The organism is Streptomyces sp. NBC_01363, assembly GCF_026340595.1.
Classification (GTDB): Bacteria; Actinomycetota; Actinomycetes; order Streptomycetales; family Streptomycetaceae; genus Streptomyces.
Genome location: NZ_JAPEPF010000003.1, coordinates 60,856 through 82,549 on the forward strand (window position 1 = coordinate 60,856; position 21,694 = coordinate 82,549).

The following is a 21,694-nucleotide window of genomic DNA, read 5'->3' on the forward strand; positions in this document are numbered from 1 at the left end:
CGTCATGATCGTGACCTGAGCCGTCCGTACGGCCACCTCTCCCTCACTACGCGAGCCGCCGAGCTCCTTCCAGAGACCGGGGACCGTGCGGGAAGCTGGGGCTGCGAACTGCTCATCGGATGTCGGGCCACCGAGCCCTCCTATTAGTAGGGTCGGGGACTGGCGCGGTTGCTGACGCTCCGTTTCCAGTCCCCGCCGCTTCAAACCGTGCATGCAGTTCTCCCGCACACGGCTTTCCGACATCGTTCACCGACTGGCATGCGCTGTCGCCCTGCGTACGTTTCCGGTAAGACGGTAGACGCCGAGCCGGGTGATCCACCCATAAGTAAATCGGGTGGCCCAATTCCTGCCCGCGAGTCTGTGTTTCGTGCTGGCGAGATCGCCAGCCGCTCGTGGACGTAACCGTCGACCACGTTGAACTTCCTTCCGGAGTTTCCGTTGCGGAAGTACGCAGCCCATCCCCGCAGTACGGGGTTGAGATCGGTTACTACGGCGGATACCGGCCGCTCAGTTTTCGAGCGAGCGGTCGCCGCGCGGACCTTGTCACGCAGTACCCACATCGCTCTGGCTGAAGGCCAGCGTTGCAAGTAGTACCTGCCCCGCCATTTCCACGATTCCCTCTTCCGGTGGTGGAAGCCGAGGAAATCGAATCCTTGCCCGCCTCGGGTGAGGCAGACGATGCCGGTCTTCTCGGGGTGCAACCGCATACCGAGTCTTTCCAGCACTCGTGCCGCTAACTCACGGGCCTGTTCCGCCCGTTGTTCGGTCGGCGACAGGACCACGAAATCATCGCAGTACCTCACCAGCGTCCCCAGCCGGCGGCCCTCGCGCTGCCACGCCTCATCGAGAACGTGCAGCGCGACATTCGCCAGCAACGGGGAAATCGGTGATCCCTGCGGGGTTCCCGCCCCGGTCGGGGACGTCACCCCGCCCTCCAGAACTCCCATCCTCAGCCAGGCCCGGATCAGCTTCAGCATCGGCCGGTCCACCACACGCCGGGCCACCTGGGCCATCAGCGCCTCATGACCGATCGTGCCGAAGCAGTCCCGGATGTCGGCCTCGAACACCCACTCCCGCCGCTGGTTCGCCGCGACACGCACTGCCTCGCAGGCGTCGATCGCGGACCGCTTCGGCCGGAATCCGTAGCTCGCCTCGGTGAACTGAGCCTCGAATACTGGTTCAAGGACCAGTTTCGCAGCCGTCATCACCACACGGTCCGCCACGGTGGGGATCGAAAGCGGCCGGAACTCCCCAGGCCGCCCCGGTTTGGGAATCTGGACCCGCCGCAACACTGACGGACGATACGTATACATCCGCAGTTTCCGCGAAAGGTCCTGGAGGAATGCATCCACCCCCGAGGTTTCCACCGCGTCGACGGTCATACCGTCCACGCCAGGGGCGCCTCGGTTTGCGCACACACCGGCCCATGCCCGCCGAAGAACGTCCATGCGGTGGACATGGCCATACAGGGCGTGAAACCGGCGTTCGGGCTCTTGCTTGGCACAGTGGTACAGCGCCCGTTGCAGGGCTCGGACCTTGTCCAGAGGACGGCGGCCCGGTCCCGCGGCGCTTTCCTCCCGGCGGATGGAACTAGCCGAAACGGCACTCATCCGGGTCCCTCCCTGTTCGCGAATCACATCGATGAAGCAGGGGCCCTTCGCTCCCAGCGGGTTGTGTTGTCCCGCCGATCACCACTACTACGACCCCCTCCGACCGCCTCTCGGCAACCTGCCATTTCCCGGTTCTGCCGGTTATAGGAAGGCCACGCTTCCCGGGCCGCAAACCCGGGGCCGAGGAGGCTCTCTCCAGTTCCCAGAACAACCTTCCAACCATTCCACGCCCCTTACGCCGGGAGGTTCTTCAACGACCGCTCCAGGTCCGAGATCGTCTTCCGTGGCCTTCGCCAAACAAGCACAGGCTCGGCTCCTCCTTGGCCCGCCCCAAGCGGAGCGGGGGTTAAATGACGACGCTGCAGGCTTCACTTCATGTTGCGGACTGGTCGGTTGCACGCCCCCGGAGGGCGCTTGTCACTCCACTTCGACGCCACCATTTCGAGCGACGCCGGGAGTCAGCTACCGGGGACCCTGGCGTCTCCCCGAACCGGACTCACACCGGCTGGCTGTCCTGAGCTTGACGTCCGGTTACATCCCCACATCCCTTCTGAGCTGCGATGACGCCCGGACTGCTGGACGTACGCTTGTTCTTTATCTACCAGGATCTTCCAGGCTTGCCGATGGCCTTGAGGGTTTCGGGGCGTTTGACGGTCTTGCCGACGTCGTAGCGGGGTGCCCTGCGTTTGTTCTTGGCGCCGGGTGGCCGTCCGGGCCCGGTGCCTGTGGGTTTGGGAACACGGGTCGGGCAGGCAAGGTGAGCGCGGATGTTCCTGAACCCCCGGCGGACCCGGGCAGGGGTGAGCCGGCTGGAGGCAGCGGGTTTCTCCCAAGGCCGGCGGAGGTCTGCGGCGAGCGGCCGGGCGAGTCGGAGCTGGGTGTGGGCGACGACCAGAGTCCAGGTCCAGCGGTCCGCCGCCTCGGGGGTACGGATCTTCGGGGTGGTCCAGCCGAGTGTCTGCTTCGCGAACCTGAAGGTGTGCTCCAGATCGAAGCGGCGGAGAAATGCCCGCCAGCAACGGTCCACATCGTCGGGGGCGGCGCCGGTCTTCGAGGACCACAGCCACACCGGCGGAGCATCCCGCTCCTTCGATAGGTGCTCGACCTTCAGCCGGATCAACGTTCCCTCAACCAGGGGCAGTTCACCTTCGTGGTCGAGCCAGGCGGAGCGGTGGGTGAGCCGGGGATGGACCCGGTCCCATGCCTGGGTTTCGGCCTTGCCGTAGTTGGTGGTGTCGGTGGCTGTGGTGATCGCGGGCTCGGGCCAGGTCTCCGGCTTCGTCAAGTGGAATTCCGGTCCGTGCTTGGGCGGCCGGCCGTTGACGCCGTGCAGCCTGGGTGGTTTCGGCAGACGCATCACGCGGTCGGAGCGGACCCGGCCGACCAGCTCGACGGGCAGGTCACGCAGGACCCAGGCCAGGCGGGTGACGTCGTAGCCGGCGTCGCTGACGATCACGATGTCCGGGTCCCCGGCCTGCCACTGGCCCGCGGTGATAAGCCGTTCAACGACTCCTCGGAGCTGGCCGGCGGTGATTGCGGTCGCGTCGTCCACCGGTCCGAGCCGGACCACGTCCAGGATCGCGGTCCATGACGTGGCGCCCGGCTCCAGCACGGCAACGAAGGAATAGGGCCAGCCCGGAATGAACTGCGACGCCGTCTTCGCACGGCCGTAGACGTGGCAGAACAACCGCTCCGCTGAGCACGGCGCGTCCGAGCGCAACCACGGCGACACATCGACCGCCAGCACCAGGCGCCCGCCGTCGAAACGCGGCAGCGACAGCCCGGCCAGCGCCGTCCGCAGCCGATCGACATCGATCCGGCCGTGGTTCAGCCGCCGTACATCGCCCCGTGCCCACGACGATGCTCGGGCAACAGCGTCAAGTCCACCGGCGACTTCACCGCACCATCCGCACACAGCACCGCGTCCACCAGCTCGAACAACTCGTCACGCCGAGCGGTCAGACACTCGTAGAACTCTCCCCGGAAGCGTGACGCTTCCGCGAACGCCTCCCCTCGGACAGCATCAGGCAGCAGACTCACCCTCACGGCCTTCGTCTCGGTCATATGCACCTTGGTCGGAGCACATGATCAGACGAAGGCCGCCCCCACGTCCGGCGAACTGCGCAAACCTGCCTCAAGTTCGATCGGTTCGAAGTTGGGAGGCTGAACTCAGGACTCGCACGGAGGGAGTTCTTGCGCAGTCAACAACCCTCGAATGGCGCCAAGAGCGTTCTTCGGCGCATCGGTGAGCTGATCATGAACCGCCCCGGTTCGAATGGAGACTCGATTCCGTGAAAGGATTGAGTCATGGCACGCCCCTCTTCGTATCCCCTTGAGCTGCGCAAACGAGCGGTCCGTATGGTCGCTGAGGTTCGTGGCGATTACCCGAACGAGTCGGCCGCGCTGAGGGCGGTCGCCCAGAAGCTCGGTATCGGCTCGGCCGAGACTCTGCGGAACTGGGTCAAGCGGGACGAGATCGACTCCGGGCAGCGTCCGGGGACGACCACGGAGGAGTCCGCGCAGATCAAGGCGATGAAGAAGGAGATCGCCGAGTTGAAAAGGGCCAACGACATCTTGAAGGCCGCGGCGTCTTTCTTCGCGGCCGAGCTCGACCGGCCACACACACGCTCGTAGCGTTCATTGACGAGCACAAGGGCCGCTTCGGCGGCGTCGAGCCGATCTGCAGGACACTCACCGAGCACGACTGCAAGATCGCCCCGTCCACCTACTACGCGGCGAAGAAACGCGTGGTCACCCCCTCGGCCAGGCAGGTGCGGGATGCTGCCCTCAAGGAGCTGATCACCGAGGTCCACGAGGCCAACTTCCATGTCTATGGCGCCAGGAGGCACTGTCACGTTGACTGACTGGGTGGGATGATCTTCTGGTTGGTCATGCTGGGAGGGGTCGTCCGTGGACAGCGCATCGCCGTCGTACAAGGGGCACCGGTACCCGGTCGAGGTCATTGCCCACTGGGTGTGGCTGTACTTCCGTTTCCCGCTGTCGTTCCGCGAGGTCGAGGAGCTGATGCTCGAGCGCGGCGTGGTCGTCTCCCACGAGACGGTCCGCCACTGGTGTGCGAAGTTCGGGCAGGCCTACGCCAACGGCCTGCGCCGGAGGCGGCCCCGGCCCGGCGACAAGTGGCACCTGGACGAGGTCTTCGTGAAGATCAACGGAGAGCAGAAGTACCTGTGGCGGGCCGTTGACGCCGACGGCAACGTGCTCGACATCCTGGTCCAGTCCCGCCGGGACAAGGCCGCGGCCCGGCGCTTCTTCCGCAAACTGCTCAAGAGAACCTGCTCGGTGCCGAGGGTGATCGTCACCGACAAGCTCCGCTCCTACGGCGCGGCCCACCGCGAGGTCATGCCCTCCGTAGAACACCGCGCCCACAAGGGCCTCAACAACCGGGCCGAGAACAGCCACCAGCCCACCCGCCAGCGCGAACGCGCCATGAAAGGCTTCCGTAGCGTCGGCGGAGCCCAGCAGTTCCTGTCCGCGTTCAGCGGCATCTCACCCCACTTCCGACCACGCCGCCACCTGATGACCGCCCCCGAATACCGCACCGAGATGACCACCCGCTTCGCCATCTGGGACCAGATCACCGGCGTCGCCGACCTGCCCGCCGCGGCCTGAGCACGGAGCCGGAACCCGACCCCACCACACCCGACACACCATCAGGCACTCACACACCCAACAACGTGACAGCGCCCTCGCGCGACCTCCGTCACCGTCCGCCCGGAGGAACGGACGAGATCGACGGCGTCCTTCTTGAACTCCGCCGTGTACCGCTTGCTCGTGTTGCTCTTCTTACTCACTACCTGGACTGCTTCCTCCGGGACCCATACGTCCCAGTATCAAGCTGTCCTGACATCGGGGGGAACTTCACCCTCCCCCCACCCCACAGATGACTACGGCTACGGCCACGGAGACGACGGACACGGCAACAACGATCACTGACACCGTCGAACTCGCAACAGCGGTCTCCGGTGGCGGCGTTTGCCAGACCGGCGCGGACAGCACCGGTCCACTCGGTCTGCCGCGCGATTCCAAGGAAAAAACTCAGGTAAGGAGAGACCTCTGTAGTCGCCGACCCCGGACATGAGCCGGGGTCGGTCGTCCGCTGTCGACGGAGAATCGGAGAACGCGCCTTGATCTCACCCGGGAGCGGAGCCATCCATGGCCCCAATACCCAGGAGAGCGGGAGACAGTCTCGTGCGGGTGCCGCCACGGCCGTCGCAGCCCTGACCAGCTTCGGGCACTGGGCACTGTGGGCCTTGACACCCATCTCTGAGCACGAGACATGCCGTGTGGACTCAGATCACGACGTGCCGAGCTCTGTCGCCCGAGGGTTCACTGATCCTTTTGAGGCTGGCCTCGGCAGTTCAGCCGAGACACTTTCGTCGTGAGTGCGATTTCCGTCATGCTGGTGCGAGGAAACAGCAGGGGCCTACCCCTTCCCGCCCCCTCTAGGTAAACGGAGTACCGCCCGTGGATCTGGCCTTGTCCCGCCCCGCTCTCCGGATCGCCCCCTCCGACGGTGATCTGCACCGTCAAGCGGCTCCTCTCCGGCACTTCGGACCGCTTGTCCCTGTCGAGCTCCCAGGCGGCTTGGCTGCCTGGGTGGTGACGTCCGACACGTTGGGGCGGGCACTGCTGGTCGACCCTCGTTTCGTGAAGGACATCGCTGTATGGCACGCCTGGCAGCGTGGAGAGGTCCCGGCGGATTGGCCTTTGCGGGCCGTCGTGGACACGCCACGTAGCATGATCACCGTGGACGGCATGGAGCATCGCCGACTGAGGGCCCCGCTCGCCCGGACACTCACGCCGACACGAGTGGAGGCTCTGCGTGGTCGGGTGAGCGCCATCGTCGAGGAGCAACTGGACCGACTTGCCGAGGCATCCGCGGCCAGCGACGCAGGGATCGTAGACTACCGCACCCTTTTCGCGTTCCAGGTTCCGATGAAGGTCATTGGCGCATTATTGGGGATCCCAGAGGGCTGGCATGAGACGTTGCGCGTGCTGTTCGAGGACTTCTTCAGTGAAGCCGTGACCGCCGAGCGGAAGAGTGCCGCTGTCCGGGGAATCCGTGAGCTCATCACCGAGTTGATTACTCGTCGCCGGATGGAGGCCGGGGATGATCTCGTCAGCGGCTTGCTGGCCGCTTGCGTCGACGAGCCCTACTCCGACGAGGAGTTGATCGGCACCCTCCTGGTGGTGATCGGGGCGGGCCACGAAACCACCGTGCACGTCTTGGTCAATGGTCTTCGTGCGCTGCTCGCCCACCCCGAGCAGCTGCGCCGTGCGACGGGAGACCCGGCACTGTGGGCCGGTGCTGTCGAGGAAATCCTGCGCTACGACGCTCCCCTCGCCTCTTTCTTCGCTCGCTACGCCACGCAGACTGTGCGGATCGGCGACGCGGATGTGCGGCGCGGAGACCCTCTGCTGGTCAACTATCTGGCCATGGGCCGCGACCCTGAACGCTACGGTCCTGAGGCGTCCACCTTCGACATCACCCGACGCCCGCAAGGCGGACACACCAGCTTCGGTCACGGACCTCATGTGTGCATCGGTGCGCCGCTGGCCCGGCTCGAAGCCACCACAGCGCTGCCTGCACTGTTCGAACGATTCCCGGGCATCCGTATCGCCGTACCCGACGCCGCCCTCCAGCACTTCCCCTCCCTCATGCTCAATGGCCGGCTCGACGTTCCTGTACTGCTGGGCACTCGGTCGTAGGGCAGGGCTGGCAGAACCGGCACGGCCTTGAGCTCGAATCATGGACACACGAGACACTGGATCCTGAGGATCTGGGAACGGACATCTCGTGGTCGTGATGAACTGTCCGCCGCAGTTCACGGCGGATGCGGTCGCGCTGTACGAGTCGCGGCCCGAGGCGAAGATCCGGCAGGTCGCTGAGCCGCCGACACCGGGACGCATCGCCCGCCTGGTCGGTTCGGCGGTCACTACCTTCCACGAACGGTTCTGCGCGGCCACCGTGGATCGGCTCTCGGCGGCGACTCGGTCCCGGCTGGACAACCTGGTCGCTGAGGACGGCGGTGTCGAGGACTCGGCGGGCGGCGGGGTGACGTTCCTCTCCGAGCTGAAGGCGGAGCCGGGGGCGCTGGGCCTGGACAGTCTGCTGACGGTGGTGAACAAGCTGCAGCGGGTGCGTGCGCAGGAGCTGGCGCCGAAGTTGTTCGGGGACGTGTCGGAGAAGCTGGTGACGGCGTGGCGGGCGCGGGCGTCGAAGGACACCTCGGACCTGCGGGCGGCAGCCGGACCGGTGCGGTACACGCTGCTGGCTGCGCTGTCATGTGCGGCAGACGGAGATCACCGATTCGTTGGGGGAGTTGTTCATCCAGCTGGTGCAGCGGATCAACACGCGGGCGGAGAAGAAGGTCGAGGGCGAGTTCGCCAAGGACCTCAAGCGGATTGGCGGCAAGGAGGGCATCCTGCTCAGGTTGGCGGAGGCCGCGGTCTTGCCCAGCTGGGCAGCACGGTCCGCAAGGTGATTTCCCGGTGGCCGGGGAGTCCACGCTGAAGGCGCTGGCCGCGGAGGCGGCGAACGAGGCCCGCTACCGGGCCCAGGTGTGCACGGTGCTGCGGTCCTCGTACTCGGGGCGCTGTCGGCGGCGTTCGACCGGATCGACCACACTCGCCGGCGCTGTCACGTTGTTGGGTGTGTGAGTGCCTGATGGTGTGTCGGGTGTGGTGGGGTCGGGTTCCGGCTCCGTGCTCAGGCCGCGGCGGGCAGGTCGGCGACGCCGGTGACCTGGTCCCAGATGGCGAAGCGGGTGGTCATCTCGGTGCGGTATTCGGGGGCGGTCATCAGGTGGCGGCGTGGTCGGAAGTGGGGTGAGATGCCGCTGAACGCGGACAGGAACTGCTGGGCTCCGCCGACGCTACGGAAGCCTTTCATGGCGCGTTCGCGCTGGCGGGTGGGCTGGTGGCTGTTCTCGGCCCGGTTGTTGAGGCCCTTGTGGGCGCGGTGTTCTACGGAGGGCATGACCTCGCGGTGGGCCGCGCCGTAGGAGCGGAGCTTGTCGGTGACGATCACCCTCGGCACCGAGCAGGTTCTCTTGAGCAGTTTGCGGAAGAAGCGCCGGGCCGCGGCCTTGTCCCGGCGGGACTGGACCAGGATGTCGAGCACGTTGCCGTCGGCGTCAACGGCCCGCCACAGGTACTTCTGCTCTCCGTTGATCTTCACGAAGACCTCGTCCAGGTGCCACTTGTCGCCGGGCCGGGGCCGCCTCCGGCGCAGGCCGTTGGCGTAGGCCTGCCCGAACTTCGCACACCAGCAGCAGACCGTCTCGTGGGAGACGACCACGCCGCGCTCGAGCATCAGCTCCTCGACCTCGCGGAACGACAGCGGGAAACGGAAGTACAGCCACACCCAGTGGGCAATGACCTCGACCGGGTACCGGTGCCCCTTGTACGACGGCGATGCGCTGTCCACGGACGACCCCTCCCAGCATGACCAACCAGAAGATCATCCCACCCAGTCAGTCAACGTGACAGTGCCCCGCGGAGTCGACCGCCTCGTCGCGAACCTCGTCCGCGGCGAGCTCGCCGGAGGTCACCAGGTCCATCGCGGCGAACTGGTGCACCGTCGGCCGCGGCACATCGTGCTCACCCGTCGGGCCGGCCTGCTCCGCAAGCTCCTGGGTCTTCGCCACGGCGCAGCGTGCGGCGTACGTCCGCCGGGCCTCCTTCCGCTCCCGGCGGCCGGCCACCGGGCATCGGGCATCGTCCTCGGCGCGGGCCCGGCCCTGCGTGGCCGCTTGAGCGTCAGGGCCTCGATGTGAGGTCGTCGGAACGGCCACCCTCGAGTCGTGACCACTGAGGGATGGGGCGTCCGTTGCTCCGCAGTCGGACGTGATCGGCGGGCGTGCCCTGAACGCGGGGCCAGCCGGAGGGCGAGTCTTCCCACAGCTCCTGACGTCCGTACACGGTGAGGTCCATGAGTGCATAGCTGTAGTCCATGGCCTCTACGCCGCGCAGGGTCGTCCAGTAGGTCTCGAAGATGCGGTCGCCGTCCCGTAGGTAGCACACGAGGTGCATCATGCCGACATGGCGTCCGACCAGGAGCACGTCCTGGGAGGGGACTGCCGAGTACCACGGCACGTCCCAGCCCATGAAGTCGCAGTAGCGGCGGCTTGCCTCGTAGGGGCCCTGGCAGAAGACCGCGTAGGTGATGTCGCGCGAGTGAAGGTAGGACAGCTCCGCAACCTGGGTGGTGACCCACGTGCAGCCTTCGCACTGCTCGGCCGCGGGGTGGCCGTGGTGCCACATGAAGTAGTAGGCGATGAGCTGGCCGCGCCCTTCGAACGCTTCGAGCAGAGTGACCGGCCCGTCGGGCCCCGTCAGCTCGAGATCGGCGGCCACCTCGACCATGGGCAGGCGCCGTCGGGCCGCAGCGATCGCGTCACCTTCCCGGGTGTGCGCCTTCTCCCGCACCCGCAGCTTGTCCAGTTCTGCCTGGAAGGTGGCCCGGTCGGCCACCGCCGGCAACGCCGACGCGCGGTCGGCCGTCCTGTTCTCCTGATCAGTCATGACCTTGTCCCTTCGTCCCTTCGCCGGCCGGCGTCCGCTGCCGAGGCGAACATGATGTCGTCACTTGCTCTGCTCAGCCTGTTTCGCCAGGCATGGTCACCGACTCCGAGCGAGTCGTAGAGGGACTCCAGGATCACATCCTTATCGATCGCCGGAAGGCTGAGGCGCCTGGCCAGACTCCGTGCCAGGGTGCTCTTCCCGCTGCCCGGTTGACGTACGTTGCCGTGCCACTTGCCCGCCAGCGAACCCAGACCATCTGTGCGTCCGGGTCGGCCTCCAGGACGGGAACGGCATCCGGGGTGCCCCGACACCGCGCAGGTTCTCGGCCTGTCACTCAAAGAACACCGGCTCCCGCAGCGCCTCCCGGTCGGCCTCATCCAGCCGGGCCACCTCCGCCCGGAGGCTACCGAGCAGCGACGCGCCACTACCGGCGGCACCCCGTCCGGGATCGCAGGGCCCGTACCCGGCGGCCGGGAAGTCCTTACCGGGCGGACGTTCGCAGGTTCAATCGAGCAGGTCGTACTCTCCGGGCGTCCAGTCGGCAAAGAGAGTGAGCGCCTTCTCCTTCTCGGCCCGTTCGGGCGTGGTGCCAGTGGCCGGCCACCAGTTCTCCACATGGTGGGCGTCCACAAGGACGGATTCGCGGTACCCGCCGAAGTCGCCTGGGTCTTCGGCAACACCGATGTGAATGGGGGTGTCGTCGGGCAGATACTTGAGTGCTTCGCGGAGTTGCGCGGCGTTCCATACCTGCGGGGCGTGGTCAAAGACGTCGGTCATGCGCACAGAGTGCCGAATCAGACGGCGTTGCTGCTGGAGACACGGCTGTACCCCGGGCCAGAGCGCTGATCCGGGGTAGTAGCTGTTGTCGTTCCGATCTTGAGGTGTGTGCATCGAACGGGAGTCTCGATCGGGTGATCGCAACTGGCCGCAGGCATGAAGGCAGGGCCTCTTGGTAGCTCGGGGTTGCGAAGCCAACCGAGATCCAGGAGACCCTGTTGCCGCAGTTCTACGTGCTCGCGCCGGTGAAGTTCAACTCGGCTGCCCCGTCGTGTGATTGTGTCGCCCATCGGTTCGGAAACGCAGCCGATCACCCGGAACGTGTTCGGCGGTATCCGTCGGACATGACGGACGCGGAGTGGGCCGTGGTCCGGCCGCTACTGCCGGTGCCGGCCTGGCTGCGCGGCCGGGGAGGGCAGCCGGAGGCGTATTGCCATCGGGCGATACTCGATGCGATCCGCTACCTGGTCGACAACGGAATCAAGTGGCGGGCGATGCCCGCCGATTTCCCTCCGTGGGACCGGGCTTATGCGTTCTTCCGCCGCTGGCGCGACCACGCCCTGGTCAAGGAGTTCCACGACCGGTTGCGCGCACGGATCCGCGAGAGGGAGGGGCGGGACGCGGAGCCGACGGCCGGCGTGATCGACTCGCAGTCCGTCAAGGCGGACGCCGTCGTCGGCGCCGACAGCCGCGGCTACGACGGTGGCAAGCAGATCAACGGGCGCAAGCGGCATGTCGTGGTCGACACGCTCGGTCTGCTGCTGGGGGTGATGGTCACCGCCGCGGACACCGGCGACCGCGCCGCCGCCCGGGTCCTGCTGCGACAAGTCGCCGACGCGCACCACCGCCTCGCCTTGGTCTGGGCCGACGGCGGCTACACCGGCAGCCTCGTCGAGTACTGCCTCACCGCTCTCGCGCTGGTCCTGGCGATCGTCAAGCGCAGCAACGACATGCGTGGTTTCGTGGTGCTGCCCAGGCGGTGGATCGTCGAGCGCCTCTTCGCCCACCTGATGCGCACCCGCCGCCTGGCACGCGACTACGAACGCCGCACCACCAGCGCCGAGGCGATGGTCTACTGGTCGATGACCCTGCTCATGACCCGCCGCCTGGCCCGGCCACGTCCTGCGCGAGCATGAACCGGCCCGGCTGCTGCTCGGCCAGCCAGCCGCGCGCGACCAGGCGCTTCGCCTTCGACCGCAGCGCCTCCACCCGTGCTGGAACCACGTCCATGCCGAACGCCGCGGCCATCTCCTGACAGGTCAGCGGCCCTTGACGGAGCCGTGCCCGGTCCGCGAGCACCTTGAGGATTCGCTGGTAGTCCACCGACAGCACCGACCAGGCCAGCCCCTCACGCCACATCGGAACCTGCGATTTCGTCTTCGCCGCATCCGGCACCTGCGACGTTTTTGCGGTCTGTTCCTCGGCGGCCGACGCGGTCCCCTCGGCCGGGGCGTGGTCCTGCCCGCTCTCGCCCGCCGGGGCCAGCACCTCGCCGACCCGCGAGCAGGCGATGGCCCACTCCTTCCATTCCCGCTCGGCCACGGCCAGCTCGGCCTGGATGCGGTCGGCCTCCTCCCGCAGCTCGTCCACACGACGGCGAGCACCCAGCTCACGCTGTTCCAACAGCCCGACCACCGACGGCATCCACGACCTCCCGGAGAGCGATAGCACGACAGGCCACTACTCCCACCGAATCACCGAACCCACGCCTGACCAGCGGAAACGCGGGGATCACATCCGGAAAGACAACAGCTTCTAAGGTCGCCGACGGTGTGGTGGTGGAAGCGTTTGGTGCCGGTGCCGTGGTGGCGGACGTTGTGGGCGCCCCAGCGGGTGCGGAAGTCGTCGCTGCGGGTGGACAGCTCGCCGACGAGGTCGTGGAGGTCCTTGTCGTGGGGGTTGCGGCCGGCTTCGGTGCGCAGGATGGCCACGGCGATGTCGGCGGCCTGGTCCCAGTCGGGGTAGAACCGGCGCGAGGTGGGGTCGAGGAACTGGAAGCGGGCCAGGTTGGCCTGGTTGCCGGCCGTGGCGTAGACGTCGTCGTAGAAGGCGCGGGCGAGCTGGTTGGTGGCGAGGAGGTCCATGCGGCCGTTGCGGACGAAGGCCGGGCCGGCGGTGACGGCGTCTAGGACCCACTGCAGGCTCCGGTGTGCGTTCCAGGTCCCCACGGTTCACGGCCTGTCGCAGCAGCGTGAGGCGCTGGTGCTGGGCGATCGGGGCGGGGTTTGCTCGTGGAACGGTGCGGGACTACGAGGGCGGGTGCGTGCTGGGAGCGCATCGCCCATCGCAGGAAGGCGTGGGTGAGGCGCCGGGCGGTGTAGCCGCCTGCGTACCAGGTGTCGACGTCGGTCTGGGTGCAGTCGGTGAGGCCGCGTCCGCGTTGGGCGAGGTGGTTGAGGAAGGAGGTCGCGAGGCGGATCTGGTCGCAGGCCTGCCTGATCTGGTCGCTGGTCAGCGGGCCGCGGCCGGCCAGAGTGCGCAGACGGCGCTGGATGTGCCAGGCGGCGAACAGCCCCAGCAGCCGCCGGTGGTCGGCGTCGCCGATGGCGGGAAGTCTCTCCGTTAGCCATCGCTGGAAGAGCCGATCCTCCGTGTGCTCCACGCGCCCTCAACGCGCCGGGGGCTCCCGGCTGTCCGTTGTGTGACACATCACAGAAGGCGAGGTTTGGGGGGCGTTGGCGTTGGCCCAGAGCTTCAGCTACTCAATCGGCGATCAGTACCCCGAACACTGCGAGCCAGCAGACCGCGACCAGTACGGGCAGGAGCATCATGATCGCACCGGTCGGGGAGACCTTCAGGTAGGCGGAGCCGGGGTCGTCGGTGCGGCGGTTCACTATCCGCTCGCCGCCGTGCCAGGCCATGTACTCCTCGAGCTCGATCACCGCCTCCTTGCGCGCCAGAAGGTACTGGCGGCCGAAGCGCAGCATCAGTGAGAAGCCCAGCGATACCCCGATGCCGATGATCGCGATGATTATCGCGAGCCCCTTGCCCAGGGTGCCGCCCGCGCCCTCCTTGCCGAGGAAGAAGGCGGTGGCGGCTGCGAGGCCCGCCGTAATGTAGAAGAAGTTGTTCAGCTTCTGCCAGTTGAGGTTGTCCTCGTGCTTGTAGAGGTCCACCGCGATCTGATATTGGGCGTGCAGCATCGCCTCGCGCGGTTTGCGCCACACCCACACCACCCGGGGCAGCCCGTCCGGCGGGATCAGTCGGGTCAGCTCCTGGAAGCCGAGCTTGTGGTGGAAGTGCGCGGACGCATCGTTGGGGGGATCGTTGACCACGGCGGCGATCACGGGGCTCTCGTCCCACTGGTCGAGGATGTGGTAATAGAGCATCGAGGCGATCCCGGTCCGCGCCGCTTCCCGGGCCACACAGATCTGCTTGATCACCAGGAAGCTGCCGAGCGCCGTCTTGATCCGGCGGTTCAGCCATTCGTCCGGCTCGACACGGTCGGAGCTGTAGGCCAGCAGGAACGCCAACACTTGCCCGCCCTTGACCGCGACATAGAAGTGCTCGGCAGCCTCCAGCCGGGCGCGGTAGTCGGCCTCGGCGTACGCCGAGACCAGAAAGCCGCCCTCCACCAGCCCCCGGGTGCCGTCCGGCCCGTTCAGACTCCGTGACTCGGCGAGCCGGGCGATCTGCTCCACGTGTTCCTCGCCCGCCCGTAAGATCTCCACCCGCAGTGGTACCCCGGTCATGTGAATTCCCCCTGTTCTCGGCGCACCGAACCTACCGTGGGCGCGGTCCGCCGCACCATGGCGCCTTGTGAGCTTCCGCTCCTCAACTCGCCCATGGCGGTGGGAGAATCCTGGCTTCCGGTGAGATGAGTCAGCGGAAGTGAACGACCTCGCGCTCAACTTCATCTGCAGGAGCATGTCGCCTCCGGGTCGACTGATGGATCTTCGCGATGCACACCCTGGAGGCGGCCGCCTACGGTGAGCGGGACACCGACCGCCGACCTGTCCCGCTCAACCGTAGGCACCACAGGTCAGAGCCCCACCCTGCCCACAGTTATCTGGGACAGGACAGCAGGGGCGCGCTCTCGCAACCACGGCCAGGAGACGTCAGTGAAGGAGTACGGCGAGTTGTCCGCCAAGATGATCGTGTCGGAGCTGACGGCGGACGCGGTGCCGCAGGAACACCCGGTGGCTGTGTTCGTGGCCGGACAGGCCGGCAGCGGCAAGACACTCGTGATGGACCTGGTACACGCAGCCCTGGAGCAGCGGGGCGGTGCGGTGCGGGTGGAACGGGACGCCTACAAGGCCGCTCACCCCGGCTACTCCGGTTTCCTGGCGGAGGACGTACGGACGGCCGGGGTGCGGGTGCGGCCGGAGACCTACGCCTGGCAGGCCGAGGTCGAAGCCCGGGCCCGGGCGTGCCGGCACGACGTCGTGGCGGAGGAAGCCCTGGCCGACCCGGCCGGGTGGCTGGCCGCGGTGGCGGCCTACCGCGCGGCCGGCTACCGGATCGAAGTGGTGGCCCTGGCCGTACCGGAGGCCGTGTCCCAGCTCGGTGTGCTGGACCGGTACCTGCGGCTCGCCGAGGAAGGCCGGGCACGGTACGTGGAGTGGGACAACCACGACGCCTGCGCGGCCGCGCTGCCCACGACCCTGGCCGAGATCGAGGCCGGGCGCCTGGCCGACCGCGTCGTCGTCGTGCGGCGCGCGGGCGAGGTCCTGTACACCAACGAAGTCACCCCCGACGGCCGGTGGCTCCACCCGGTCGGGGCCCGGGAGGCGTTGCTGGCCGAGCGGTTACGCCCGTGGGACGCGGCGGAGACCGGCGTTTTCCGCCGCCAGCTCGCCGATGCCGACCGGCGTGCGCACGATCCCCGGCTGCCCGAGGACTGGGCCCTGGCAGTGCGACGCGACGGCGAGCGTGCCGCCGCCCTGGCCGAGCCGCTGCGGCGTACCGCGCAGGCGAGGAGGCAGGCGCCGGGCGTTGACTACCACCGCCTCTCCGCCGAGGAGCACCGGTGGATCTGGGACGTTCTGATCGCGCCATCGCTCCTGGAGGGCATCACGCCGCAGGAGCGACCGGTCGCGGTATTCGTCATGGGCCAGCCCGGCTCCGGCAAGACCAGTCAGGCACAGGTGCTGCGCCGGGCCCTGCGCGGCCGGCCCACGCGGATCAGCGGCGACGACTTCAAGGCGATGCACCCGGACTACTACGACCTGCTGCGCGAGGAGCCGCGTACGGCCGGGGACCGGATCCGGGCGGACTACCGGGCCTGGCAGGCGATGGCCGAAGCGGCGGTACGGGAACGGCGCGGGGACGTGACCATCGAGGTCGCCCCCGGCAGCCCGGCCGCCTTCGTGGAAAGCGCGATGGCCTACCGGCGGGCGGGCTACCGGGTGGAACTGGTGGTGCTGGCCGTACGGGCGGCCGACTCCCGGCAGGGCACCGCGAGGCGCTGCGCCGACGTCAACCGGCTGGGCGGTCACGGCCGGTTCACCACCGCCTTGGGGCACGACCGGCACCTCGCCGTGCTCGCCGACTCGGTTGCCGCGGCCGAGCAGGAGCCGGTGGCCGACTCCGTCATGGTGTGGGGGCGCGACGGAACCGTCCTCTACCGCAACGACCGCACCCCTCAAGGCTCCTGGTCGCGGCCGACAGCCGCAGCCAGCGTGCTGCTCGCCGAGCAGACCCGCCCCTACACCTCCCAGGAGGCGGCACGCTTCTGGGCCCTCCAGCGCCGCCTGCGCACCGAGCTCCCGCACTACCGCCACGACCTGGAGCAGATATCCCGCTTGGCGCGAGCGCTGATGCCCGCCCACCTCCAGCCGCGGAGACTGACCGGCCCCACGCCCGTGGCCGCCCTCCCAATCCCCCGGGCCAGGCCGCGCCGAAGCCGAGCAGCACAGTGCCGTCGGCGAGCGCGCCATGACACTGGTCCGCCTCGCCCTCGCCCTCTCCTTCGCCGACCCCGGCCGCGCCGGCGACGAGCTCGCTCTCGCCCACCAGCTCCTGAACGGCCTCGACCAGCGCTCCAACACCCTCCTCGCCCAGGTCGTCGCCCTGATCAAGGACGCCGGGACCGACAGCGTCCCCGGCCGCGCCCGCGGCCTGCGCACCGACATCGAGGCCGCCGGGCTCCCCTTCCTCCACCGCTTCGTGGAGCTCACCCTCGCCTTCCACCACGCCGTCCGCAGCGAGAACCAGGACCTGGCCGCCACCATCAGCCGCCTGCGCGAGCTCACCGCCACCGGCGACTTCGCCTACTTCACCGACATCGCCCACTTCATGGCCGCCCTGCCCCTGCCGGAACCCTCGACCACCCGCTGGACCAGGAACGAAGACGACGTCCGTACCGCATGGCGGGCCTGGTCCAGGCCCGCCAGGAACACCTGCACGGAAATTGACCCGTACATGCGCATCGGCCCCGACCAGACACTGTCTGGTCGGGGCCGATGGGGCCCACGTGCCGGTGACGGCCTGGCGTCAGCCGGAGGAGGTGTCCTTGCCGACGAGACCCGAGAGCAGTTCGACCAGGGTGGCGTTCACACTGCGCTGTTCCGACAGGAACCCGTCGATCTTCTGCTCCAGCCCATCGAGGCGCTCGCCCAGGCCGTCAACCTTCTGGTCGAGATTACCGACCTGGAGGCGGAGCGCGGTCAGGTCGCTCTTGACGATCCCGAACTCGCGGTCGGTCTTCTGCGCAGTCTCTTCATAGCGGCGAGTCAGCGCTGACAGCTCGCTGTGAGCGATGGGGTCCTCGGGCACGCGGGTACTCCTGCCAGATCACAAAACCGCTGATAAGAAGACTCCACGATATCGCGCCCGCACTCCCCTACAGCCCCGGTCCCGCAGTCACCTGTTACGCATGTGGCATGGCCTGCGGCCCGTCGCGGCGTAACCCGTCTGGCTACGGTGGACCTCCTCGAACGGCCTCGCCGAGCGCGGCCTGTGTCGCATTCTTTCCTCACCCGATGGAGTCACCGCGACTGTGGCTCCTTGCTCCGCCGCCACGCCTCGGGCTTTGATGTGCCTGGGCTCGTGAACGCCCGTCCGCGTGAAGAAGAAGCCCCCGCAGCTCTTCACCGAGGACCGGCCAGAAGCATCACCATCCCCAGATACGGCCAGCACACCTGATCAAAGCGCCTCACCGCCGGTCTGCGCTTCGGTGTCGATGACGGTGACGGCACCCGCCGGGATCAGCACGCTCTGGCCGAACACCCACGCGCCGGTATCAACCACCAGGTGCTGCCTGCCGGGCTGGTCCTGCTGGCGGTCCACGTGCCCGATGGCGCCATCAGCGGCCTCCACGGTGAAGGAGCCCGTACGCGCGTCGCTCATCGCGGTCGGCGGCCGCAGCCAGGCCGCCCACGTCTGGCCCTTGCGGCGGCCGGCCGCCGGCCTCACAGGTGTCCCCAGCAGACAGCCGGCGCGCACGCTGCCCCGCTGAAGCCCGCGGCGAACCGGCCTCGACGCGGATCAGGGCCGCGCAGCGTCTGCTGCGCGGCCCTGATCCGGTTTTCCTCGGGTCCCGCCGATACCGCGGGGATCTGCTCTCCAGCCGGGACTGTGGGCGCCCGTACGGTCCGGGGCGGGGTGGGGAGGGTCAGGCCGGGTTGATGTTCTCGGCCTGGGGGCCCTTCTGGCCCTGGGTCACGTCGAACGTGACGGCCTGGCCCTCCTGGAGCTCGCGGAAGCCCGAGGAGTTGATCGCGGAGTAGTGGGCGAAGACGTCCGGGCCGCCACCGTCCTGGGCGATGAAGCCGAAGCCCTTTTCAGCGTTGAACCACTTCACAGTTCCCGTAGCCATGTCTCATGCCTTTCCAGTCGATGAACGCCTCCCGCACCCTGCGGAAGGCGGAGGTGATCGCCCTGGTTCCTGCGGCACAGCACAGCAAAACGCCCACGCCTGCGGCGTGGGCAAAGGGGAACTTCCGAACCACGACAGCTGACGCAAACGCTACACGCCCCCCACGGCCTGTCACCAGAGGGAACGAGGTGCGTCACACCTGCGACACACCAGGCGGTCGTGCCCACAGCAACGGCGGACCGCCACCTCAGGCAGCCGTACGCGGGCGCCGTTCAGGCCCTGAGCGACCGTGTTCGGCGTTCACGCGTTGTGCTTCCGCAAGCCGGACTTCAAGCGTCACGATCCGGCAGGCCGCCTCGATGGGCGTGCCGCGGTCGACGAGTTCGCGGGCTCGGGCTGCGAGCCGAAGTTGGTAGCGGGAGTAGCGGCGGTGTCCGCCGGCGGAGCGGAGCGGGGTGATGAGGCCGGCGTCCCCGATGGCGCGGAGGAAGCCGTGCGTGGTGCCGAGCATGTCTGCGGCCCGGCCCATCGTGTAGGCAGGGTAGCCGTCGTCGTCGAGACGGCCGAACGAATCGTCTGCTGTCATCGCACCTCACTGCGAAACAGGTGGAGGAAAGGGTTCGGACCACGGGGAGGGGCCCTGGTGCGTACGACACCAGGGCCCCGAAGGAACTGCTGCGCCATCTGCCGACCCTAGTACTGCGCCGGCCTTCTGTTTCCGCAGAGCCGTCCGATCGGGGACGGGCAGTACGGGGATCGCGGATGTTTGACCGGAGACCACCTCAACTATCGATGTTCTGCGGTACCCGGACTCGCGTGGCGTCCGGGCGATCCTGATGGCGCCCAATCCCTCCGTTCATCCCTCGGATGATCAACTGCTTACTGCAGGGAACTGCGGTACTGCTGATACTGCGAACTGCGGGTACTGCTCGCGGCCTGACCAAGCGCCACACTTTCGGCAGCCAGCCCCGTCGCCCATCCTGCATCTGCTCTGGCTTAGAACCCCACTGCCGAACTTCCCGGTGCGCGCGCCCGCAGCCGACGCCTTCACCGGGGTGCTGCTCCACTTACTTCACTGCTGGTACTGCGAACTGCACTTACTTCGGGTACTGCTACTGCGTTAACTGCGGTTTTGCTTACGGCGGCCCCTGATCACTGCGGGCCACCCGGTCCGGTCGTCAGCCCCGTCGCCGTCCTGCAACAACCCTGGCTTCGGAACTCCACCACCGCACCATCCTGCGCACTGCAACTACAGGTATTGCTTGTACTGCGGATCCTGCTTGCCCGGCAGTTCATCTCTGCCAGGCCCTGCGGCCTCTCTGGGCTACGAGAGAAACCATAACCACACCACCACCCAATGTCTACTCCGGCCGCGATAGATTTACGCGTGTCCGATAGTGAGGTATTCGGCCTCGGCCAGCACCGCCGTGACCCGGGCGCCACCGAGACGCGGCACGGGACGGCCGGGGCGGCCACCAGCAGCGATGTCGTTGGAGCGTTCCGCGTAGCGTCGCCTGCCGCCGTACTCCGGGGATGGGAGGCCGGTACGGGCCGTCGCGCCCCGTTGCGCCGGACGCCCGTCCGAGCGGGCAGGATCTACGCCGACATCGCCGTCCGACCCGACAGTGGAGAGAGAGTTCCGTGGCTTGCGAAACCAGTCCCCAGATGTCCGCTGAGCTCGCGAGGCGGGCGGGCCATTACGCGGCTGCCGTCGCTGAGCGGCTCCTGGAAGCGGGTCTTCCGGTGACAGGGATTCACAGTTGCGGTCCTTGGCGCGACACGGAGGGCCAGGACCTCGATGTCGAGGCCGGCATCTCCTTCGCGCAGACATTCCAGGACCAGTACGGCGGCGGCGACTGCGGGCTCTACTGGGCAGGCACGTCAGGCTGGTGTCTCTACACCGCCGACGGACAGGACCGGTACCTGTCCGGTGCCCGGTGGCCGGGAGCCGGCCTACTTCCCGAGCCCCAGCTCGTCGGGGCCTTCATCGACACCTTCCGTCTCGACCCCGCCACGGCCGGAAGCAGCGAACAACCGCACTACCGCCAGCACTTTCCCACGCTGCTGGACAGCCTGGCCCTCTACCTCCCCGCCCATCCCCGCGTGTTCGAGGAACCCCAGCTCCGCTTCGCCGACCTGCACAGACGCGCCTACGACAACCGCGTACGGCAGGCCCTGGCCTCCAGCGTCTCCGACCCCCTCACCCACCTGCACCTCCGCCATGGCGAGCTCACCGCCCTCCTGCACCTCCTCGAATACGCCGAGAGCAGTAACCCCAGCACCCTCAACCGGCTGCTGGCGACCGACCTCAGCGCCCGCGCAGGCTGGCCCCGCGAAGCCGCCGAAGAACACAAGAGCGCCCTCGAGAAGGCGAGCCGCCATCGGCCAGGCACGTGAGTGGGCCACAGCGCGGAGGCGGAGCGGAGAGGCGGCAGGCGCAACCAGTCGGCGGCCGTCCGCGCCGCCCCCCGCTTCCCCCTTGATCAGCCGGACCGCGTCGAAGCGGTTGACGCGCCGTAGGCCGGGAACAAGGACGGGGCAGACACAACGGCATTGACCATCCATAGACCAGGGTGCCCCTGATGGACATGATGAGCGTCAACGCCCCCACCGCCCACTGCGCGACATCCGTCGCCGGCGCACGCGCGAGCGCCCGGGCCTCCTCGACAGCCTCCGGCAGCCGCCCATCGCGGCAGAGGCCGCCGACACCGTGATCCTGGTCGTCTCCGAGCTCGTCACCAACGCCCTGCGCCACGGCGGCGGAACCTACGCGCTGCGCCTGACCGCGCACCCCGGCACCATTGAGGTGGCCGTCGAGGCCCCCAGCTGCCCCGCATGCGCAACCCCGACCTCATCGAAGGCACCGGAGGGTTCGGCTGGCACATGGTCCACGGCCTCTCCCTCGCCACCACCGTCACCCCCACGCCCCAAGGCGGCAAGACCGTCCGCGCCCTCCTCCCCCGCTAGCGCCAAGACGCTACGGCGCCGACCGCACGACGGG

Annotated in this window: 19 protein-coding genes and 5 pseudogenes; 9 read left to right on the forward strand and 15 right to left on the reverse strand. The window is 68.0% G+C overall.

Annotated elements, in window-relative coordinates; translation table 11 throughout:
• Positions 1–200: 200 nt before the first annotated feature.
• A complete protein-coding gene (gene ltrA / locus OG611_RS39920; protein WP_323180339.1) occupies positions 201–1,610 on the reverse strand; it encodes a group II intron reverse transcriptase/maturase in 1,410 nt (469 codons plus the stop codon).
• 598 nt (positions 1,611–2,208) lie between these two features.
• Positions 2,209–3,674, reverse strand: a pseudogene (locus tag OG611_RS39925) (NF041680 family putative transposase).
• 243 nt (positions 3,675–3,917) lie between these two features.
• On the opposite strand from OG611_RS39925, the pseudogene OG611_RS39930 reads away from it, so the two are divergent.
• Together OG611_RS39930 and OG611_RS39935 are read left to right on the forward strand one after the other, a co-directional pair.
• Positions 3,918–4,399: pseudogene (locus OG611_RS39930) on the forward strand (transposase); the annotation flags it as partial.
• A gap of 121 nt (positions 4,400–4,520) precedes the next feature.
• Entirely contained in the window at positions 4,521–5,240 is a 720-nt protein-coding gene (locus OG611_RS39935; protein WP_266431526.1) for an IS6 family transposase, read from the forward strand.
• 41 nt (positions 5,241–5,281) lie between these two features.
• On the opposite strand, the gene OG611_RS41005 is transcribed toward OG611_RS39935, so the two are convergent.
• Positions 5,282–5,422, reverse strand: a complete 141-nt coding sequence (locus OG611_RS41005; protein WP_353962577.1) for a transposase — start codon at positions 5,420–5,422, stop codon at positions 5,282–5,284.
• A gap of 946 nt (positions 5,423–6,368) precedes the next feature.
• Between OG611_RS41005 and OG611_RS39940 the strand changes: the two genes are divergently transcribed.
• The 3 genes from OG611_RS39940 to OG611_RS39950 all read left to right on the forward strand — a co-directional run bounded on the left by OG611_RS39940 (position 6,369) and on the right by OG611_RS39950 (position 8,291).
• Positions 6,369–7,340 (forward strand): cytochrome P450, encoded by a 972-nt coding sequence (locus tag OG611_RS39940; RefSeq protein WP_266431529.1) that lies wholly within the window; start codon positions 6,369–6,371, stop codon positions 7,338–7,340.
• 88 nt (positions 7,341–7,428) lie between these two features.
• On the forward strand, positions 7,429–8,145 hold the full coding sequence (locus OG611_RS39945) for a hypothetical protein (protein ID WP_266431531.1): 717 nt from the start codon (positions 7,429–7,431) through the stop codon (positions 8,143–8,145).
• The gene (locus OG611_RS39950) at positions 8,124–8,291 is read left to right on the forward strand and encodes a hypothetical protein (RefSeq protein WP_266431533.1); all 168 of its coding nucleotides are present in this window, start codon (positions 8,124–8,126) and stop codon (positions 8,289–8,291) included. The genes OG611_RS39945 and OG611_RS39950 overlap by 22 nt, the downstream gene beginning before the upstream one ends.
• Positions 8,292–8,340: 49 nt before the next feature.
• On the opposite strand, the gene OG611_RS39955 is transcribed toward OG611_RS39950, so the two are convergent.
• From OG611_RS39955 to OG611_RS39970, 4 genes are all read right to left on the reverse strand, one after another.
• A complete protein-coding gene (locus tag OG611_RS39955; protein ID WP_266431535.1) occupies positions 8,341–9,060 on the reverse strand; it encodes an IS6 family transposase in 720 nt (239 codons plus the stop codon).
• Positions 9,061–9,106: 46 nt separating this feature from the next.
• Positions 9,107–9,280, reverse strand: coding sequence for a hypothetical protein (locus OG611_RS39960; RefSeq protein WP_266431537.1), 174 nt, complete (start codon positions 9,278–9,280; stop codon positions 9,107–9,109).
• 112 nt (positions 9,281–9,392) lie between these two features.
• The gene (locus tag OG611_RS39965; protein ID WP_266431539.1) at positions 9,393–10,157 is read right to left on the reverse strand and encodes a DUF899 family protein; all 765 of its coding nucleotides are present in this window, start codon (positions 10,155–10,157) and stop codon (positions 9,393–9,395) included.
• A 504-nt stretch (positions 10,158–10,661) separates the two neighbouring features.
• Positions 10,662–10,934, reverse strand: a complete 273-nt coding sequence (locus OG611_RS39970; RefSeq protein ID WP_266431541.1) for a DUF6225 family protein — start codon at positions 10,932–10,934, stop codon at positions 10,662–10,664.
• Between the two features lie 344 nt (positions 10,935–11,278).
• Between OG611_RS39970 and OG611_RS39975 the strand changes: the two genes are divergently transcribed.
• Entirely contained in the window at positions 11,279–12,070 is a 792-nt protein-coding gene (locus OG611_RS39975; RefSeq protein WP_266431543.1) for an IS5 family transposase, read from the forward strand.
• On the opposite strand, the gene OG611_RS39980 is transcribed toward OG611_RS39975, so the two are convergent.
• The 4 genes and pseudogenes from OG611_RS39980 to OG611_RS39995 all read right to left on the reverse strand — a co-directional run bounded on the left by OG611_RS39980 (position 12,027) and on the right by OG611_RS39995 (position 14,626).
• Positions 12,027–12,578 carry a hypothetical protein gene (locus OG611_RS39980; protein WP_266431545.1) on the reverse strand — a complete coding sequence of 184 codons (552 nt, stop codon included), beginning with the start codon at positions 12,576–12,578 and terminating at the stop codon, positions 12,027–12,029. The genes OG611_RS39975 and OG611_RS39980 overlap by 44 nt on opposite strands.
• A 113-nt stretch (positions 12,579–12,691) precedes the next feature.
• Positions 12,692–13,084 (reverse strand): annotated as a pseudogene (locus tag OG611_RS39985) (transcriptional regulator); the annotation flags it as partial.
• A complete protein-coding gene (locus OG611_RS39990; protein WP_266431547.1) occupies positions 13,060–13,536 on the reverse strand; it encodes a hypothetical protein in 477 nt (158 codons plus the stop codon). The gene OG611_RS39990 and the pseudogene OG611_RS39985, both read right to left, overlap by 25 nt.
• Before the next feature lie 100 nt (positions 13,537–13,636).
• On the reverse strand, positions 13,637–14,626 hold the full coding sequence (locus OG611_RS39995; RefSeq protein ID WP_266431549.1) for a GNAT family N-acetyltransferase: 990 nt from the start codon (positions 14,624–14,626) through the stop codon (positions 13,637–13,639).
• Between the two features lie 369 nt (positions 14,627–14,995).
• On the opposite strand from OG611_RS39995, the gene OG611_RS40000 reads away from it, so the two are divergent.
• Positions 14,996–17,290 carry a zeta toxin family protein gene (locus OG611_RS40000; RefSeq protein WP_266431551.1) on the forward strand — a complete coding sequence of 765 codons (2,295 nt, stop codon included), beginning with the start codon at positions 14,996–14,998 and terminating at the stop codon, positions 17,288–17,290.
• Between the two features lie 79 nt (positions 17,291–17,369).
• On the opposite strand, the gene OG611_RS40005 is transcribed toward OG611_RS40000, so the two are convergent.
• The 4 genes and pseudogenes from OG611_RS40005 to OG611_RS40020 all read right to left on the reverse strand — a co-directional run bounded on the left by OG611_RS40005 (position 17,370) and on the right by OG611_RS40020 (position 19,279).
• Positions 17,370–17,651, reverse strand: coding sequence for a hypothetical protein (locus tag OG611_RS40005; protein ID WP_266431553.1), 282 nt, complete (start codon positions 17,649–17,651; stop codon positions 17,370–17,372).
• Positions 17,652–18,041: 390 nt separating this feature from the next.
• Positions 18,042–18,224, reverse strand: a pseudogene (locus OG611_RS40010) (hypothetical protein); the annotation flags it as partial.
• Positions 18,225–18,489: 265 nt separating this feature from the next.
• Complete coding sequence (locus OG611_RS40015) at positions 18,490–18,693, reverse strand: cold-shock protein (protein ID WP_019072426.1); 204 nt, start codon at positions 18,691–18,693, stop codon at positions 18,490–18,492.
• Between the two features lie 247 nt (positions 18,694–18,940).
• Positions 18,941–19,279 (reverse strand): MerR family transcriptional regulator, encoded by a 339-nt coding sequence (locus OG611_RS40020; RefSeq protein WP_266431557.1) that lies wholly within the window; start codon positions 19,277–19,279, stop codon positions 18,941–18,943.
• Positions 19,280–20,436: 1,157 nt separating this feature from the next.
• Here OG611_RS40020 and OG611_RS40025 point away from each other — a divergent pair.
• Complete coding sequence (locus tag OG611_RS40025) at positions 20,437–21,090, forward strand: hypothetical protein (RefSeq protein WP_323180340.1); 654 nt, start codon at positions 20,437–20,439, stop codon at positions 21,088–21,090.
• 185 nt (positions 21,091–21,275) lie between these two features.
• Positions 21,276–21,660, forward strand: a pseudogene (locus OG611_RS40030) (ATP-binding protein).
• Positions 21,661–21,694 lie beyond the last annotated feature (34 nt).

Coding starts and splice junctions, on each gene's coding strand:
- ltrA (WP_323180339.1), bottom strand. CDS start 1,610: ATGAGTGCCGTTTCGGCTAGTTCCATCCGCCGGGAGGAAAGCGCCGCG.
- OG611_RS39940 (WP_266431529.1), top strand. CDS start 6,369: ATGATCACCGTGGACGGCATGGAGCATCGCCGACTGAGGGCCCCGCTC.
- OG611_RS39965 (WP_266431539.1), bottom strand. CDS start 10,157: ATGACTGATCAGGAGAACAGGACGGCCGACCGCGCGTCGGCGTTGCCG.
- OG611_RS39970 (WP_266431541.1), bottom strand. CDS start 10,934: ATGACCGACGTCTTTGACCACGCCCCGCAGGTATGGAACGCCGCGCAA.
- OG611_RS39975 (WP_266431543.1), top strand. CDS start 11,279: ATGACGGACGCGGAGTGGGCCGTGGTCCGGCCGCTACTGCCGGTGCCG.
- OG611_RS39980 (WP_266431545.1), bottom strand. CDS start 12,578: ATGCCGTCGGTGGTCGGGCTGTTGGAACAGCGTGAGCTGGGTGCTCGC.
- OG611_RS39995 (WP_266431549.1), bottom strand. CDS start 14,626: ATGACCGGGGTACCACTGCGGGTGGAGATCTTACGGGCGGGCGAGGAA.
- OG611_RS40015 (WP_019072426.1), bottom strand. CDS start 18,693: ATGGCTACGGGAACTGTGAAGTGGTTCAACGCTGAAAAGGGCTTCGGC.
- OG611_RS40020 (WP_266431557.1), bottom strand. CDS start 19,279: ATGACAGCAGACGATTCGTTCGGCCGTCTCGACGACGACGGCTACCCT.